This is a genomic window from Acetobacter orleanensis (genome assembly GCF_001581005.1).
Lineage (GTDB): Bacteria > Pseudomonadota > Alphaproteobacteria > Acetobacterales > Acetobacteraceae > Acetobacter > Acetobacter orleanensis.
In genome coordinates, this window is record NZ_LHZV01000055.1 from 1 (window position 1) to 16,771 (window position 16,771).

The following is a 16,771-nucleotide window of genomic DNA, read 5'->3' on the forward strand; positions in this document are numbered from 1 at the left end:
CCAGCCGCCGCCATGCTGCGTCTGGCCGGCCAGACGCAGCATGGCGGCGGCTGGCAGACCAACCCGCTGAACGGGGACCATTTGGGGGATGCGGATCTGTGGGCCCTGCGCGGTAAATTACGCTGGAAGCCGGACGCACACACCACTATTCTGCTGGGCGGCCATTTCACGCAGGATAACAGTGATGTTGTGACCGGCGTGCCGGTACACAGGCTGATCGGCAAGCAGCCCTTGCCGGACATGGCCTCATGGCAGCAGGCGGAATGGTCCATGCGCCCTCAGTTCGCAAGACTGGTGGGCCGTAAGGTTGGCCTCAAGCCAAGTGAGCATAACCAGTTCTGGGGTGCGGACCTACATATCGACCATGATTTCGGCCCGTTGACCCTCAGTGCCATCAGCGCGTTCGAGACAGAACGGCAGGGCGAATATACCGATCAGGACGGCACGGCGCTCTCTCAGGCGGATACCTATCGCACGATTGACGCCAATACCTTTACGCAGGAAGTCCGGCTCCATTCCTCCAACACGCGGGACAGGTTGCAGTGGGTGGTGGGGACGCATTACCAGCGTACCCGCATGGATCAGCGGTTCTTCTTTGACTATACGGATTATCGTCCCGCGCGCGGCTATATGATGTCCACCACCTTTGGGCTGAATCAGGATAGTCTCTCAGAATTCGGGCATGTCAGCTATCGGCTGCCGCATGGCGTGATGATTTGGGGCGGTCTGCTGCATGAGCGGGATGAGCGTTCCATAACGGGTTTGCGATCCCAGATTTTTGGGGGTGCCACGAATAATTTCCATGGTGAGAGCACGACGTCAGACCAGTTTGCCGGGCAGGTGGGTGTGTCTTGGCAGATGCTCCAGCATGCTCTGGTTTATTATAAAATGAGCAAAGGGTTTAAACCCGGAGGCTTTACCGCCAACAATACGCAGATTCAGGCGCAGCTTGATCCGTTCAAACCGGAAACTGTGCTGACCTATGAAGCCGGATTTAAAAGCGACCCGATTCCGGACAGGCTACGCATTAACGGGGCTGCATTTTATAATGATTTTCATAATCAGCAGATTTTGGGAACGGTGCTGATACCGAATTACGGGCCTCTGAGCGAGATTACCAATGCGCCAAAATCTGAAAGCTGGGGGTTTGAGGGCACCATTGAGGCACATCCATTCAGCCATTTGCATCTGACGCAAAATCTTGGCTGGCAGCGTGGGAATTTTCAGGATTTCCCGACAGTCAACCGTGCGAAGACCAACGCGTATTACGCGCAACATGGCGTGTGGAAAGCCATAAATGATAATTTTGGCGGTGTGGATAACGGTCAGCCCAAGCTGACACTGAATGGTTCGGCTGAGTGGCGGCAACCTCTGGCACGCGCCTATACGCTGGAATTCGGACCGGACTGGCAGTATCGCGGCAGTCAGGCCATGACGCCGGGTGGCACCGGATTTTATCGTCTGCCGCCGTATTTCCTGCTGGGGGCGCATGTCTCGTTCCGGTCCGCTTCCGGGCGGTGGGAAGCAACAGTGTATGCCCGGAATATTCTGAACCGTCGATTTGCAGAAAGTGGTGGTCAGGCAACAACAACTTATTTTTATATTCCCGGAGAACCACGCTTTATCGGGGGGCGTATTTCTTGCGCATACTAAAAAATCTTTTCTATTTTTCGACAAAACACGCTGTTTAGTGTATTCAATGGAGCATGACACAAGAAGATAGCGATAGATTCACCTTAAAGCCCCCCGCAGCAAGAGGCCGTGAAACCGGTGCTGGAGGGCACGTCGTATGACAGAGCAGGATGCACGTAACGCCACCCATTTTGGCTGGTTCAAGCGCCGGAAGCATCTGACTACCGATGACATTACGGTTGTCGATGGAGAAATGCTCAAGCGTGCCGTTGGTGCAGCGGCGCTGGGCAATGCCATGGAATGGTTCGACTTTGGTGTGTACGGCTATATTGCCGTGACACTCGGGAAAGTCTTTTTCCCTGCGTCCGATCCAACCATCCAGTTAATTGCCACCTTCGCCACCTTTACCGTTGCTTTTCTGATGCGGCCCATTGGCGGCGCGGTCTTCGGTCCGTTGGGGGACCGTTACGGCCGCCAGAAGCTTCTGGCTGCCACCATGATCATGATGGCGCTGGGGACATTCTGTATTGGTCTGATTCCCTCCTACGCGGTTATCGGGATCTGGGCTCCTATTCTGCTGCTGCTCGCTCGTCTAGTTCAGGGTTTTTCCACTGGCGGCGAATATGGTGGGGCCGCGACTTTCATTGCGGAATATTCCACGGATAAAAACCGTGGCCTTATGGGAAGTTGGCTCGAATTCGGTACGCTGGCGGGCTATATTGCCGGTGCGGGTGCGGTCATGGCGCTGCGTTTCCTGCTGGATGACGCGCAGATGATGAGCTGGGGCTGGCGTATCCCTTTCCTGATTGCCGGACCGCTGGGGCTTATGGGTCTGTATATGCGGACCCGTCTGGAAGAGACCCCTGCTTTTCAGGCTTATGCCGAGGAAGCTGAAAAGCGTGAGCATGAAAAACCGGGCTGGCGGTCGCTGTTTGCCGTCCATTGGAGGCAGTTGCTGAAATGTATTGGTCTGGTGCTGGTCTTTAACGTGACCGACTACATGCTACTGACCTATATTCCCAGCTACATGACGGTGACGCTGCATTACCCTGAGAGTAAGGGTCTGCTTCTGATCATTATTGTGATGTTGTTGATGATGCCGCTGAATATACTTGGTGGATACTTCAGTGACAGGTTGGGTCGTCGCCCGATGATTATCAGCGCCTGTGTGGCGTTGATGGTTCTGGCCATTCCGAGCCTGCATCTGATCCGCAGCGGGAATGATATCGGGATTTTCACCGGGTTGATGCTGCTGGGGCTGGCACTGGTCAGCTTTACCAGTTCCATGCCGTCCACATTACCCGCATTGTTCTACACTCCGGTGCGCTATACGGCGCTGTCCGTGGCGTTTAACATCTCCGTCTCCCTATTCGGTGGCACCACGCCGCTGATTACTGCGTGGCTGATGGAAAAGACGCAAATTCTGGACATCCCAGCGTGGTATCTGATGGGCGCAGCCTTGATCGGCCTGCTCACCATGCTGACAGTGCGTGAGACGGCCCGCCTGCCGCTGCGCGGCTCTCCGCCCGCAGTGGCGAGTGATGACGAGGCCGAACTGCTGATGAGCGGCAAACAGCGCCTGACGGTAGACCCCACTCCGCCGCCAGTGCCCTGAAGCACGGCTTGGCTGTCTCTCTGCCGCGCGGTTTTACCAGAACTGCACGGCAGGGCGTGGCCGAGGGTGAGAGCATTAACCGCGAGAAAAACGACCAGAAGCACGATTCCCGCCTGAGGGCAGCAGGGAGCAAAACGGCGGAAGGGGCATGAAATACCGCCTTGCATGCCGGAAATCTGCCATCTCCTCCCGGGGGCAGATGACATACAGTGCAAGTATTGTGCCCAGCGTACTAAGTGCGCCAACCGTTAGCGTTATCAGGCGGGTCCGTGTGTCCTGCCAGACGGCATCATAAAAAAGCAATCAATCAGACAAAAGGTGGAGGGCTCGAAAAACTCTCTGGTTCCGAGTGTTTGTCTGCGTTTCCATTTCCTATGCGTTGAGTGGAGGATGGAGCATGTCCCATCAATCACCAGTTCTTCTATTCCTCCATATGCGTCGGTAAAGGTCGGGCGCATGTAGGAGACCTATGCTAGACAATCTTACACAGGCTCACGCAGGCAGGGCCACACGTAGGAAGAAGAGCAGCACACGGTATGATTAGCCTTTTTGATATTTTTAAAGTTGGTATCGGGCCGTCTTCCTCCCATACGGTGGGGCCAATGCGGGCCGCTCTGCGTTTTATGGAGGCCTGCGGAGAGACGGAAAGTGCGGATGCTGATGGCGTGGATGAGGTCGGTCCGGTCGCGCATATCCGGGTGACGCTTTATGGCTCTCTGGCATGGACCGCCACCGGTCATGCGACCGATAAAGCGGTTATTCTGGGGCTGTGTGGTGAGCATCCGGAAACCGTGAAGCCAGACCAGACCGATGCCATGGTGGAACGTGTCCACACAGAAGGTTGCCTGCCTGCACGCGATGGCAGACCCGTAATCCGTTTCCAGCCGGAGACGGACATTATTCTCGATAAAGAAACCCAGCCGCCTAAACACCCCAATACCCTTCAGTTTGAAGCATTTGACAAGAACGGTACGGTGTTACGGCTTGCTCGGTTCTGCTCGGTGGGCGGCGGCTTTATTACATCGGAAGAGGCCGCGCAGAGCAGTTCTTACGCTCTGCCGAATGTGCCGCATGATTTCCGCTCTGGCGCGGACCTGCTGGCCCGGACCCAGAAAACCGGCCTGAGCATTGCTCAACTGGTTTTTGAAAATGAGTCCGCCTTACGCCCATTATCCGATGTTGTGACGCATCTGGACCTTATTGTCGATGTCATGATGCACTGCATTGAGCGGGGTGTGGCGCAGCCCGGTATCCTGCCCGGCAAGCTGCGGGTACACCGGCGGGCGCATGCGTTGTTTGAGCGGCTGAAGGATAAGGACCGTCGCAACAGTAACCTTCCGCATGAAATTATGGATTGGGTCAGCCTCTTCGCCATTGCGGTGAATGAAGAAAATGCGGCTGGTGGTCGTGTAGTGACAGCGCCGACTAACGGAGCGGCGGGTGTGGTGCCTGCGGTGCTTCGCTATTATCGGGATTACTGCCCCGGGGCGACGGTGGAAGGTATGCGGGATTTCCTGCTGACAGCCTCTGCCATGGGCAGTCTGTTCAAGCTGAATGCCTCCATTTCCGGCGCGGAAGTGGGCTGTCAGGGGGAAGTCGGCGTTGCGTCGTCCATGGCGGCTGCGGGGCTTGCCGCAGTGTTAGGCGCGACCCCGGCTCAGGTGGAAAATGCTGCGGAAATCGCCATGGAACATCATCTTGGCATGACGTGTGACCCGGTGGCGGGATTGGTGCAGATCCCCTGTATCGAGCGGAACGCCTTTGGCGCGATCAAGGCAATTAATGCGGCGTCTCTCGCATTGTGCGGGGATGGGGACCATCGCGTCTCGTTGGATCAAGTCGTGCAGACCATGGCCGAGACAGGCCGGGATATGAACCACCGTTATAAAGAGACTTCACTCGGCGGATTGGCCATGAACTTCCCTGAGTGCTGAGTGCTGAGTGCTGAGTGCTGAGTGCTTAATGCTGAATGACGAATGCTGAACGGAAACACTAAAAAGACATCCGGTTGTGAGCGGAAACAGTCTTAAGATATTCTCTGCGAAGGTACTAAACTGCAAGTTTCACTCGGTACGCCTCATGTGGCGTTTTAGGCACCCTGATAAACGGACATTTTTGTCTTTTAGAACTCGCTTTCCGGGTGCCTATCCTGAGCGTAAGCCTGCTCTTGATCTGCATGCGGATGGGGGGTCAAGTGCTGGTGCTGGTGCTGGTGCTGGTGCTGGTGCTGGTGCTGGTGCTGGTGCTGGTGCGAGGGCGGTGCGCGGTGGTCTACTGAGGCCCGGCGTTGCTGCAATTTATGGTGGAAGGCTGGGGCCGGGCGAGGCTGCTGTGCAGCCATGGCGGCGACACGGGCTGGAGCGTTGGCCAGCATGTGTGGAATAAGCTGTGTTTCCGGCAGGTTCTTCCAGTATTTACGCGGCATTTCAGACAGCATGGCTTTGGTTTTGATACGCGCCGGGTTGAAGGTCGAGACATAATAAGTCTGCCAGAGTTGGTCTATATCATCCGACAGCTTAGGTTTTGCGCAGGGTGTGGGGCTGAAGGCGCAGGTCTCACCATTCCATGCCAGAGAGCCTTTGGGGGTTAAAATCACCCAGTCCATGTCCACAAACCGCTTTGAAAAAAACGGGGCCACATTTGGCAGAATGTAATGGTCGGGCTCAAACCATGCATAAAAGGAACGGCGACCGTCCTGTGTGGCACCATGTTCACGGAAGCGCACATAGGCCGTCATTTTATGTGTATCCTGCCGCACCTGTTTGTGCATGTTCAGTGCGCGGGCAATGTCCGGGTCTGTGGCGATGCTCGCCAGAGCCGGTTCCGTCTGCGCACGCCAGAGAATGCGGTAGGCGAGGGCGAAGCGTGTCTGGTCCGCATGGCGCAGAATGGACCGGAGGAGAGCAAGGCAGTTGCTCCGCAAAACGGGCGGCTTTGCTCCAGTTTTTGGGGTGGGGGCAACCAGCGGCGCATCAAACAGTGTGGTTTCTGCCGAGGCACAGCGCCATTCAATTTCTTCCGGGGTGCGGTTCGCCAGAAAACACTGGCGGGCGAGCGGCCGCCATGTGGAAAAAGAGGAGTGGTCGTCCAGAATAAAACCGTAAGCCATGGTCAGGAAACACGCTTTCAGAACAGGGCGAGTTGCTGGGGGTGTGGTACAAAAAGCTGCCGGATGTTCTGCTGGTCCGCCAACCTGCCGGGGGACCAACCGGTGGCGTAAAGAAAGGGCTTCACCTTGCGGAGGGAGACTTTCAGCTTTGCGAGGTCTTCCAATCGTAACTGCCGGTGGCGGCGCGCGGCAATAATGGCCTGCACGGAACGAACGCCAAGGCCGGGCACGCGCAGCAGCATTTCCTTGGGGGCCCGGTTGAGGTCTATGGGGAAGACCGCGCGGTTCGCCAGCGCCCATGCCAGTTTGGGGTCAAGTTCGAGGTCCAGCATACCATCCGGTCTGCTGGCGGTAATTTCGGAAAACTGGAAACCGTAAAAGCGGAACAGCCAGTCAGCCTGATAGAGCCGGTGTTCCCGCAGGAGTGGTGGCGGTCTGATGGGCAGGATAGCCGAGGCATCTGGAATGGGACTGAAGGCGGAGTAATAAACGCGCCGCAGTTTATAACCCGTGTAGAGGGAGGAACTGCTGGAGAGGATATCGCGGTCACTTGCCTGATCCGCCCCCACAATCATCTGGGTGCTCTGGCCACCGGGAGCAAAGCGTGGCGCTTTTCGGCCAGCGAGGGTGCGGTCCTTCGCCGCATCAATATGCGTGCGCATTTCCCCCATGGAGTGGCGGATTTCAGAGGCGTGTTTTTGGGGCGCGTAGTCGGCCAGCCCCCGCTCGGTCGGCATTTCCACATTGATGGAGAGCCTGTCTGCATAGAGCCCGGCTTCCGCCAGCAAGGCGGGGGAAGCGTTGGGGATGGTTTTAAGGTGAATATAGCCACGGAACTTGTGCGTCTGCCGCAGTTCTCGTGCCACGCGCACCATCTGACTCATGGTGTCATCTGATGAGCGGATGATGCCGGAGGAGAGGAACAGCCCTTCGATATAGTTCCGGCGATAAAATTCCAGCGTCAGCCAGATGACCTCCTCCGGCGTAAACCGTGCGCGGGCAACATTGGAAGAGGAACGGTTGATGCAGTAGGCGCAGTCATAAATGCAGAAATTGGTCAGCAGGATTTTCAGCAGGGAGATGCAGCGTCCATCCGGCGTAAAAGCATGGCAAATACCGTTGCTGACGGAGCCTAGTCCCTTGGTGGCCGCAGAATCCCGTTTGCCAGCCCCGCTGGAGGAGCAGGAGGCATCATATTTCGCGGCATCCGAGAGTAGGGCCAGACGGTCGGACAAGCTTTGCTTCATGGTGTTCATGATATGTTCTTGAGCCAGCCGATGCAAGATTTCTCTTCATGGCTTCCATATTAGACGACAAAATTTCTTGTCTCTTCCTGAAAATAAAGAAGAAAATTTGCAAATGATCTGAGCGGGTAAGGCTGGATTTTGCGGGACTCCAGACAAAATGAGCAGCAATGGCGCATCTTGGACAAACAGGGAACGTGGCTGCGGGGCTGCCGGAAGGAGGAGGCGGTCAGGAATGTTTCAGAGAGAAACGGAAATTCACATATCCGTGCGGTGTATGATTTTACGGGGTCACGCCGGAACGCTCGCGCGCAAGAGGGCGTTGGGTGCAGGCTTTCCTCGCGGAGCCTTAACTAAGAAGAATGAAGGATCTGTTCTATGCAGATTTCTACCGAGACCCTGCTTCAGTCCTACCGTGCGATGCGCACCATCCGGGTGTTTGAAGAGCGCCTGCATCGTGAATTTGCAACCGGCGAGATACCGGGATTTGTCCATCTGTATTGCGGGGAGGAAGCCTCCGCCGTTGGCGTGTGCGCAAACCTGACAGACCAGGATACTATTGCCAGCACGCATCGAGGCCATGGTCACTGCATTGCCAAGGGCGTGGATGTGGGCGGCATGATGGCGGAAATTTATGGCCGCAAATCCGGGGTATGCCGCGGCAAGGGCGGCTCCATGCATATTGCTGATCTGTCCAAAGGCATGTTGGGTGCTAACGGAATTGTCGGTGGTGGGCCGCCGCTGATCTGCGGCGCTGCGCTTTCCCATAAGGTTCTGAAAGATAATGGCGTTGCTGTCGCTTTTTTTGGTGATGGCGCGTCCAATGAAGGCACAACACTGGAAAGCCTCAATCTGGCATCTGTCTGGCAGCTTCCCGCCGTGTTTGTGGTGGAAGACAACGGATATGGTGAGGCCACCGGGGCATCCTATGCCTGTGCGGGCAACCAGAAAGATCGCGCAGCCGGATTTGGCATGCCTTATATGGAGTGTGATGGTTCGGACTTCTTCGCGGTGCATGACACTGCGCGGGATGCTATTGACCATGCTAGATCCGGCAAAGGCCCAGTTATGCTGCATGTGCATTTGCAGCGCTGGTATGGACATTTTGAAGGCGATGCCATGAGCTATCGTGCCGCGAATGAAGTGGCCGATGCCAAGAAAAACCATGACTGCCTTGAGAGTTTCCGCACGCGCGTAGAACAGGAAAAATTGCTGGACCTGAATGCGCTTGATGAGATTGATGCTTCCGTTGCGGATGAGGTCGAAAGCGCTGTTCAGGCCGCCAAGCAGGCTCCGTGGCCGGAAGAGGCTGATCTTATGGCGGATGTGTACGTCAAAATCTGACAGATTTTATATGATGCCACACACGGCGCTGTGTGTGCGATAAGCCCGGATGGGAAAAGACTAATGAGCAAAAAAAGCTTTCGTCAGGCAATTAATGAAGCCCTGCGTCAGGAAATGCGGCGGGACCCGACCGTGGTGCTGATGGGGGAAGACGTGGCTGGGGGGCAGGGTGGCTCTTCCGGCGTAAAGGACGCATGGGGTGGCGTTCTGGGTGTCACCAAAGGCCTGCAGACGGAGTTTGGGGAAAGCCGTGTTCTGGACACGCCCATTTCGGAAGCTTCCTATATCGGCGCGGCAGCCGGTGCTGCGGCGACAGGCCTGCGCCCGGTGGCGGAACTGATGTTTGTTGATTTTGTCGGCTGCTGTCTCGACCAGATCATGAATCAGGCCGCCAAATTCCGCTACATGTTTGGCGGTAAGGCGCGCACACCGCTTGTTATCCGTGCCATGTATGGGGCCGGGTTTAACGCGGCGGCGCAGCACAGTCAGGCGCTTTATCCGCTCTTTACGCATATTCCGGGGCTGAAGGTGGTTGTGCCGTCTTCTCCTTACGAAGCCAAGGGCCTGCTGATTGAAGCTATCCGTGATGATGACCCGGTGATTTTCCTTGAAAACAAAGTCATGTATGATGATGAGGAAGAAGTACCGGATGAGGCCTATACCATCCCGTTTGGTGAAGCGAACCTGACGCGTGAAGGCAATGATGTAACTATTGTTGCGATTGGCCGCATGGTGGGTATGGCGAATGAGGCTGCGGATCGTCTGGCCAAACAGGGCATTTCCTGCACCGTGCTGGACCCGCGCACAACATCCCCGCTGGATGAGCAGACTATTCTGGAATGTGTGGAAGACACGGGTCGTCTTGTTATCGTGGATGAATCCAGCCCGCGCTGTAACATGGCGTGCGACATTTCCGCCCTTGTGGCCGAGCAGGCCTTTGGCGCGCTGAAAGCCCCCATCCGCCGGGTTGTACCGCCGCATACGCCGGTGCCATTTTCCACGCCGCTGGAAAAACTCTATATGCCCAGCGCAGAAAAAATCGAAGCTGCGGTCAAATCCATCATGATGCAGAAAACGCCTGAGGTTGCCTGAACAATGACACATGCACTGACAGCCCTGACAATGCCCAAATTCGGTCTGGCGATGACCGAGGGCAAACTGGCCTCCTGGGCCTTCTCTCCCGGTGATACGGTTAAGGAAGGGGATGAAGTCGCAGATATTGAAACCAGCAAAATTACCAGCGGATATGAAAGTCCGGCCTCTGGTATTTTGCGCAAGCAGGTTGCGCAGGCTGGTGAAACTTTGCCGGTTGGCGCGCTGCTTGGCGTAGTGGCAGATGCGGATGTTTCAGACGCGGATATTGAGGCTTTTATTGCCAGCTTCAAAGCAGACACAGCAGAAGAGGGCGGTGAGGAAGCAGAGGCCGCCAATACGGAACCCCGCCTGATAAAAGCGGGTGACCACAACCTGAATGTGCGTGACGTTGGGAAGGGGGGCAGTGCGCCGCTGCTGCTGATCCACGGTTTTGGGGGTGACTTGAGCAACTGGATGCTCAATCAGGATGTTCTGGCCCGCTCGCATCGCGTGATTACATTTGACCTGCCGGGGCATGGGGCATCTTCCAAAGACGTGGGTGATGGGTCCGTCACGGCGTTGGCCGATGCCGTGTCTGAATTGCTGAAGGCGCTGAATATTTCCAGTGCACATGTCATGGGCCATTCACTGGGTGGTGGTATTGCGCTTGCCTTGCTGCGTGACAATCCGGGGGTTGTGGCCTCGCTCACACTAGTCGCGCCCGCCGGGCTGGGGCGTGAAGTCAACGCACCGGCTCTGAAAGACATGGTGGAAGCAGACCGCACGCGGGATATGCAAAAAGCCTTGGAAGCACTGGTGCATGACAAATCCCTCGTGGGTCGCAAAATGGCGGACAACGTGCTGAAGGTCCGGCGTCTGGACGGCGCGCGGGATGCCTTGCGAACCATTGAGGCGAGTTGCTTTGGTAACGGCCAGCAGTCCTTTGACATGCGGCCGGTTTTGGATGCTGCCCGCGTTCCAGTCACACTGTTCTGGGGGGAAGAGGATGAAATCCTGCCAGTAACCGGGGCCAAAAATGTCCCGGATTCCGTGACCAAGCATATCATGCCGAAGATAGGCCACATGCCACAACTTGAAAAAACGGCTGAACTGAACAGGCTGGTTGAGGCGTTCCTAGAGAAATCTCACGTCACGGCCTGATTTCTTAAAACACTGACACAGGCGGCATCATGCGGAAGCATGGTGCCGTACTGGTGTGTGTAGTGCTCAGCAAAGGCGTCCCGTTCCAGTCGTTCGCAATAATCCAGATAGCGGATGAGTGCGCGTTGGCCGCGTAGTGTGTTGCCGTAGGTGCGTTTGTAGTGCTTCCAAAGGATCAGCACGTTGACGGACCATGCATCATACGCATGGGTCGCCACACGTTGCCTTACCAGCGGGGGAAGCTGGTCAAACGCCTGCCAGTCATCCCCATTATAGCGTCGCCACATCTCGTGGCGCAGGGTGCGTTCGTTGGAGGTCTGGATGTCAGGCATCGGCGTCCAGTTCCTCCGGCTGGCGGTGCCGCCATATAGGGAACGGGTCACTGAGGGTCGCGTAGCGTTCCGGCTGGAAACGTTGGGTATCCGGCGGGGCCAGACATGATTCCAGAGCCGCATGCAAGGCAGATTCTTCCATATCTGCTGTGCCGATAAACACTATTTCCTGCCTGCGGTCCCCATAAACCGGGTCCCATTTGCTGAGTAGCATAGCTTTCCACTCTTCATCATCAGGCCAGTGCTGTGTGGGAATAGCGCACCACCACAGCCCCATGGCCTGTGTGCGGACCAGAGCGCCCGCTTGCCCGAGTTCCCCCACCCATTCCGGGCGGGTGGCCAACCAGAAATGCCCTTTGGCACGGATAACGCCCGGCCAGTTTTGATCAATAAACGCCTTGAACTTTTCAGGAATAAACGGGCGGCGCGCGCGATAGACAAAGCTACGAATGCCGTATTCTTCCGTCTCCGGCGCATGCTCGGCGGCTCCGTAGAGTTCTTTATACCAGAGAGGATGCTGCTCGGCTTTGGCGTGGTCAAACCGATGGGTATTCAATACATGGTCCAGAGGCACTTTGCCTTGGTCGGTTTCCACCAGATCGGCATCAGGGTTCAGGGCGCGGATAATCTGGCGGGCGGCGTCACGCTGTTCTGGCGTGGCTGTTGAAATTTTGTTGAGAATGACGACGTCCGCAAACTCAATCTGTTCCACCAGAAGGTCCACCAGAGCCCGATCATCCTGATCCCCCGCGGTTTCTCCACGATCTTTCAGGAAATCGGTCGAGGCGTAATCCCTAAGCAGATTGACGGCATCCACCACCGTGATCATCGTATCCAGCCGCGCGATGTCCATCAGGCTTTCACCGTCTTCATCCCGGAAGGAAAACGTCGCAGCGACGGGCAGTGGTTCGGCAATGCCGGTTGATTCGATCAGCAGATAATCAAACCGACCTTCATCCGCCAGACGGCGCACCTCTTTCAGCAGGTCATCACGCAGGGTGCAGCAGATGCAACCATTGCTCATTTCTACCAGTTTTTCATCTGTGCGGGAGAGGTCCGAGCCGCCACGCACCAGATCGGCATCAATATTCACGTCACTCATGTCATTAACAATCACGGCCACTCTCCGACCTTCGCGATTGTTGAGAATATGATTAAGGACGGTGGTTTTCCCGGCCCCCAGAAAGCCGGACAGAACAGTAACTGGCAGCCGGTTGGGCATGGTGCTTTTTCCTTCGGAAGAGGGTTCCGGTTATGTATTTGATACGTTATATCATAACAATAAAAAACTAGAAAGCGAAAGCCCATGCAGCCTCTCCCTTCGCCCTTTTCTCATTCAACGCCAGACGCAGCTTTTCACGCTATTTCCCGCCCAGACTGCCATATTGCGCTTGCAGCCCGTGGTCTGGGGCAGGCGTTGGACAACGCGGCTCGGATCTATCTGGAAAATGGTCCGGCACTGATTTTAACAGCGGGCACGCCGTCTGCCCTGCGGCAGGAACTCACGTCCCTCTTTACCGGCGCAACCCGTGTTCTACTGGAGGATGCGCTCGCGCTTGTGGAGCACTATTGCGCGGCAACGGAGATGGAAGCGGTGCGTTTCCGGCTGGAGCGCATTACTCACGATAGTTGCCGTCGCTTTCATGTTGACCATGTCGTTCTGCGGCTGTTGTGTACGTATGTGGGGCCGGGAGTGCAGTGGCGTCTGGCGAACGCGGGAGAGAACGCTGTTGTGCATCAGGCCGATGCAGGAACGGTGGCGTTACTCAAAGGGGGTTGCTACCCCGGTTGGCAACCCGAAGGCGCGGTGCAGCACCGCTCACCGCCACTCTCTTCACTCCCAACGCCGACCACACGGCTATTGCTTACAGTGGATGCGCCACAGGCATGCGGGATGTCGGATGAGCAGCGGCAGGTTGTGCGAGCCTGATTGTCAGGGGTGATGCGGGCAGGTCACACTGTTGATAGCCGTGGCACCATTCGCATCAAACCAGACCGTGCCACCATCAACCATGGCAAGGCTATTATGGACGAACATGTCATGCGGCACAGAGTTTTGCAGGTGGGTGCGCATACAGGGCGTGAAAATGTGGGACCATGAGGCAAATAGGTCCTGCGGTGTTTTCAGGGTGAGAGGGTGATCTCCGTTAAACCGCAGAGGCCATGAGATCAGTTTTGCTGTTTCTGCCTTGTCGCCACTGAGTACACTGTGCAGGAAGCGTTGCACCATGGCTTCAAATGCTGCTGGAGATGCATTGGTTACGTCTTGATACTGGGTGCCGGGAGCACCGCTGTCTATGGCGCTCAGAGTGAGGGTGACAGGGTAGGTTTTTGCACTGTTGGTCCATGTTCCCACTAACGCTGTGGATGTCTGTAAGGTTAGGGGATGAGGCGCCTTCTTGTCTTTTGCTTCAAGATGCAGGGTGAAGTGTCCGCCACCGGGTTCGCTCAGCGTCAGCTGCTCGCCAGTAAACTGGCCGGAGAGTGGAATATCCACCAGTTTGTTCATATAGAAATAATGTGCGCCTGATAGGCTCTGGTTCGGCAGAACCGAGAGGGTAGCCCCGATGGGGTAGGGACCCAGTGTGCCTAGCAGGCGATAATTGTCCGGCACGGGCCGTTCGGGCGATGCCGCTGCGGAGGTTGCCGCAGCAGAGGGCGGTGCCGCGTTGGTAATCACCGGGGCAAGTGGCAGACTGAGCAAGGCAAGAGCCAGCAATCCTGAGGGCATCCGCGTCATAATCCGGTCCTTCTGGTGGGGCTGAAGTCTTATGCAGACTGAGCGTAAAAAACTATCAGGGCAATCTCAATATGCACGGATAGGGTTTTGTGGGCGCATCGCACGAAAACCGGGCGGACGGCGGGATGGAAAGAATACAGAGAGGTTTTTCGCCTTCATGAGGTAAACTCCAGATAAACGCATCATGACGGAGTTTATTACTGTTCTTTTACACAAAAAACTCGATTAATACGAAAGATTGTAAAATCAGTTGCCGCATGTATCTGATTGTTTTGGGTCATGCAGCCTTGGGCCTCGGACTGGGTTTGCGCCGTATGCTCGATGCTTTCAATTCCACGGCTTTTTAAAATTGCATACCCAAAATATGACTCACCATGGATAGCCTTATCGGGTTTAAGAAGAGCTAAAAGTGGCATGGCTTTAACGGCATTTGCGACAATGGGAGAAAGGGGTTCATCGCCGTAGAGAAAGAGGGTGTCGCCAGAATGAAAACCTGCATCGTCCAATGCAGAGGCAATACGCTGTATGTGGAATAGTTCAAATCTTGCATTTTCAGCAAGCAGATTACCGTAGCTGTAGGCAATCACATAAAAATAAAAAAGCGGTGTCAGCGCGATCCAGCGAATTTTTTGTAAACCGGGCTTTAAAAAGAAGAGATTTGTAAAAATGATGCAGGCGGAAAAAGAGGTCAAAATACGAGGTACAAATTCAACGTTTTTCAGAATTAGAAGCATTCCTGATAAAAGTAGTAAGAGTGTAAAGGGAGCAAGTAAGAATAACACGCCAGCGCAAAAATCAGATAGATTTTTTTTACGAAAATAGTGAAAGCCCGTTACAAACGCACCGAGTGCGGCTACGCCATATAAGCCAAGTAAGAGTGGTCTGGCTCCCTGTGTTAGCAACACGGATACTAGAGCCAAAATATTGGTCATATTTTCCGCAAATGCGTGGAATGGGAGCGTCCGTAAATCCAGCGTCACTGCTAGATGGTGCTCAAATGTGCCATGGATGGTGGCAGGAATAATAAAGTCTTTATAGACAAGAGCAGAGGCAATAAAGGCGACTATTTTTACGCCGAGGTCACCCCATGCCGTGGCATTATGTTCATGCTGGTAATCACATAGAAAAATGAGCAACGACAGGGCAAGAAACGTATTGACCCCGGTTTGATAGAAGCTCATCACCCCCATTAACAGCGCAAAGCAGACGGCAAATTTTTGTTTTGACGACCACTGAATAGGTAAAACACAGGCAAAAACAGCCAGTGCCTGAGACATGAGCATTGGTAAAGCATCGAATTTATAAGACAGATTTTGCAGGAAAAACGGCTGCACTGCGAGCGGCAACCCACACAGTGATAAGGCAAATAAATCTGGCTGTGGAGAGTGTGTGACTCTCTGCGTAAAGCGTACAGCGGCAAATGCAAGAACCAGAAAGCCCAGTATTTGACCCAAAGGAGATAGGTCCAGAATATTTCCAAGCCGTAAATCGAGCAGGTTCATTAAGATAGTTGAGAGTATACGGCCGTTTTTGCTCCATGTTGCTCCGTATAGCGCTCTCATATTATCATCATTGTAATAAGAATTAGATAAAAATATAGGAAGACAAAATAAAATATAGAAAAAGAAAATAAAAAATAGGGGTTTTGACTGCTGTAAATTTTTAAATATCATTTTAAAAAGTCCATTTTATAATATAGAAAGCTATTTTGAGAGGTCTCCTATATCATAAAAAGAAAAGTAGGAACCTGTGCTGACAGAAACCGATTCTGGACATGCGGTGCGTGGTCATGGGAGTATATCCCGTTGTTATTTAAGGATATTATTCGAGGAAATAGTACATTTGGTTGTGGGCAATAAGGGCCACGAGATCGATTTCATTCTCTGGGCAAGAAAAATTTCATAATTTTGTAAAAAATAAAAAGGATTTTCCACACTTATTATGCTGGGTTGCATATGATGCATGCATTGCTGTTGCGCGGCATAAGGATGCAGAAAATTGATCCAGATCAAGGGCGGTAAACGCAAAACTGAGGAGGCTCTTCAGAGCGCAGAAGGGCCACGATGGCTGCCCAGTATTGGGGGCTACGAAAAGGCGGAGAGTGTTTCGGGTTATGTGGTGCCGGGCTGCGCTGGATAGAACCTTATGCTTAGCATGGCCACTGGCGTGCTGAGTGTTGGGGTGTCGTGGAAAGCTGAAAGCAAACTGGTCGGGTGGCAGGTTGCATAGGTACGGAATGGATGTTTTTGAAAATGTATTTTTCCTGAAAGGAAAGACCCATGACTGCAAAAACCAATAAGACCGTCGAAATTGCTGGCACGCGCTATGAAATGCTGGGCACTATGAATGATGGAGACTGCAAGGTTCGCCTGAAAAATACCAAAGGCGAGGTTGTGGAAATGACCTGTGACTCTTTTATCAACCAGTTGAATGATGGCACGGCCCGTTACCTGTAAGGCTTTTGACACAAGACGCCAGACATAAAAACGCCCCCTGTGGTCATAAACCGCAAGGGGCGTT

At 54.5% G+C, this 16,771-nt stretch carries 16 protein-coding genes; 10 read left to right on the forward strand and 6 right to left on the reverse strand.

Annotated elements, in window-relative coordinates:
• The 4 genes from AD949_RS04770 to AD949_RS04780 form a co-directional block, all read left to right on the forward strand.
• Positions 1 to 1,653 (forward strand): TonB-dependent receptor (locus AD949_RS04770; RefSeq protein ID WP_061504638.1); only part of this gene is annotated, 1,653 nt, incomplete at its 5' end.
• Between the two features lie 136 nt (positions 1,654 to 1,789).
• Positions 1,790 to 3,247, forward strand: a complete 1,458-nt coding sequence (proP, locus tag AD949_RS04775; protein ID WP_048835880.1) for a glycine betaine/L-proline transporter ProP — start codon at positions 1,790 to 1,792, stop codon at positions 3,245 to 3,247.
• A gap of 8 nt (positions 3,248 to 3,255) precedes the next feature.
• Complete coding sequence (locus AD949_RS14050) at positions 3,256 to 3,399, forward strand: hypothetical protein (protein WP_156475918.1); 144 nt, start codon at positions 3,256 to 3,258, stop codon at positions 3,397 to 3,399.
• Between the two features lie 384 nt (positions 3,400 to 3,783).
• Complete coding sequence (locus AD949_RS04780) at positions 3,784 to 5,181, forward strand: L-serine ammonia-lyase (RefSeq protein ID WP_048835879.1); 1,398 nt, start codon at positions 3,784 to 3,786, stop codon at positions 5,179 to 5,181.
• 188 nt (positions 5,182 to 5,369) lie between these two features.
• On the opposite strand, the gene AD949_RS04785 is transcribed toward AD949_RS04780, so the two are convergent.
• On the reverse strand, positions 5,370 to 6,356 hold the full coding sequence (locus tag AD949_RS04785; RefSeq protein WP_082786034.1) for a TIGR03915 family putative DNA repair protein: 987 nt from the start codon (positions 6,354 to 6,356) through the stop codon (positions 5,370 to 5,372).
• A 17-nt stretch (positions 6,357 to 6,373) separates the two neighbouring features.
• On the reverse strand, positions 6,374 to 7,603 hold the full coding sequence (locus AD949_RS04790; protein WP_048835920.1) for a putative DNA modification/repair radical SAM protein: 1,230 nt from the start codon (positions 7,601 to 7,603) through the stop codon (positions 6,374 to 6,376).
• 375 nt (positions 7,604 to 7,978) lie between these two features.
• On the opposite strand from AD949_RS04790, the gene AD949_RS04795 reads away from it, so the two are divergent.
• The 3 genes from AD949_RS04795 (at position 7,979) to AD949_RS04805 (ending at position 11,179) form a co-directional block, all read left to right on the forward strand.
• A complete protein-coding gene (locus AD949_RS04795) occupies positions 7,979 to 8,944 on the forward strand; it encodes a thiamine pyrophosphate-dependent dehydrogenase E1 component subunit alpha (RefSeq protein WP_048835878.1) in 966 nt (321 codons plus the stop codon).
• 63 nt (positions 8,945 to 9,007) lie between these two features.
• Positions 9,008 to 10,036, forward strand: a complete 1,029-nt coding sequence (locus tag AD949_RS04800) for an alpha-ketoacid dehydrogenase subunit beta (protein WP_048835877.1) — start codon at positions 9,008 to 9,010, stop codon at positions 10,034 to 10,036.
• 3 nt (positions 10,037 to 10,039) lie between these two features.
• Entirely contained in the window at positions 10,040 to 11,179 is a 1,140-nt protein-coding gene (locus tag AD949_RS04805; RefSeq protein ID WP_048835876.1) for an acetoin dehydrogenase dihydrolipoyllysine-residue acetyltransferase subunit, read from the forward strand.
• Here AD949_RS04805 and AD949_RS04810 read toward each other — a convergent pair.
• Complete coding sequence (locus AD949_RS04810; protein WP_048835875.1) at positions 11,164 to 11,511, reverse strand: DUF6525 family protein; 348 nt, start codon at positions 11,509 to 11,511, stop codon at positions 11,164 to 11,166. The genes AD949_RS04805 and AD949_RS04810 overlap by 16 nt on opposite strands.
• Complete coding sequence (zigA, locus tag AD949_RS04815; protein WP_048835874.1) at positions 11,504 to 12,733, reverse strand: zinc metallochaperone GTPase ZigA; 1,230 nt, start codon at positions 12,731 to 12,733, stop codon at positions 11,504 to 11,506. The genes AD949_RS04810 and zigA overlap by 8 nt, the downstream gene beginning before the upstream one ends.
• Positions 12,734 to 12,817: 84 nt before the next feature.
• Between zigA and AD949_RS04820 the strand changes: the two genes are divergently transcribed.
• Entirely contained in the window at positions 12,818 to 13,441 is a 624-nt protein-coding gene (locus tag AD949_RS04820) for a DUF1826 domain-containing protein (RefSeq protein WP_048835873.1), read from the forward strand.
• A 3-nt stretch (positions 13,442 to 13,444) separates the two neighbouring features.
• Here AD949_RS04820 and AD949_RS04825 read toward each other — a convergent pair whose 3' ends face one another.
• On the reverse strand, positions 13,445 to 14,251 hold the full coding sequence (locus AD949_RS04825; protein ID WP_048835872.1) for a hypothetical protein: 807 nt from the start codon (positions 14,249 to 14,251) through the stop codon (positions 13,445 to 13,447).
• A 197-nt stretch (positions 14,252 to 14,448) separates the two neighbouring features.
• Positions 14,449 to 15,924 carry a glucosyltransferase domain-containing protein gene (locus AD949_RS04830; protein ID WP_082064716.1) on the reverse strand — a complete coding sequence of 492 codons (1,476 nt, stop codon included), beginning with the start codon at positions 15,922 to 15,924 and terminating at the stop codon, positions 14,449 to 14,451.
• A gap of 325 nt (positions 15,925 to 16,249) precedes the next feature.
• Between AD949_RS04830 and AD949_RS14055 the strand changes: the two genes are divergently transcribed.
• Both AD949_RS14055 and AD949_RS14215 read left to right on the forward strand, forming a co-directional pair.
• A complete protein-coding gene (locus AD949_RS14055; RefSeq protein ID WP_156475919.1) occupies positions 16,250 to 16,390 on the forward strand; it encodes a hypothetical protein in 141 nt (46 codons plus the stop codon).
• A gap of 140 nt (positions 16,391 to 16,530) precedes the next feature.
• Entirely contained in the window at positions 16,531 to 16,707 is a 177-nt protein-coding gene (locus AD949_RS14215) for a hypothetical protein (protein ID WP_167334770.1), read from the forward strand.
• Positions 16,708 to 16,771: the final 64 nt, after the last annotated feature.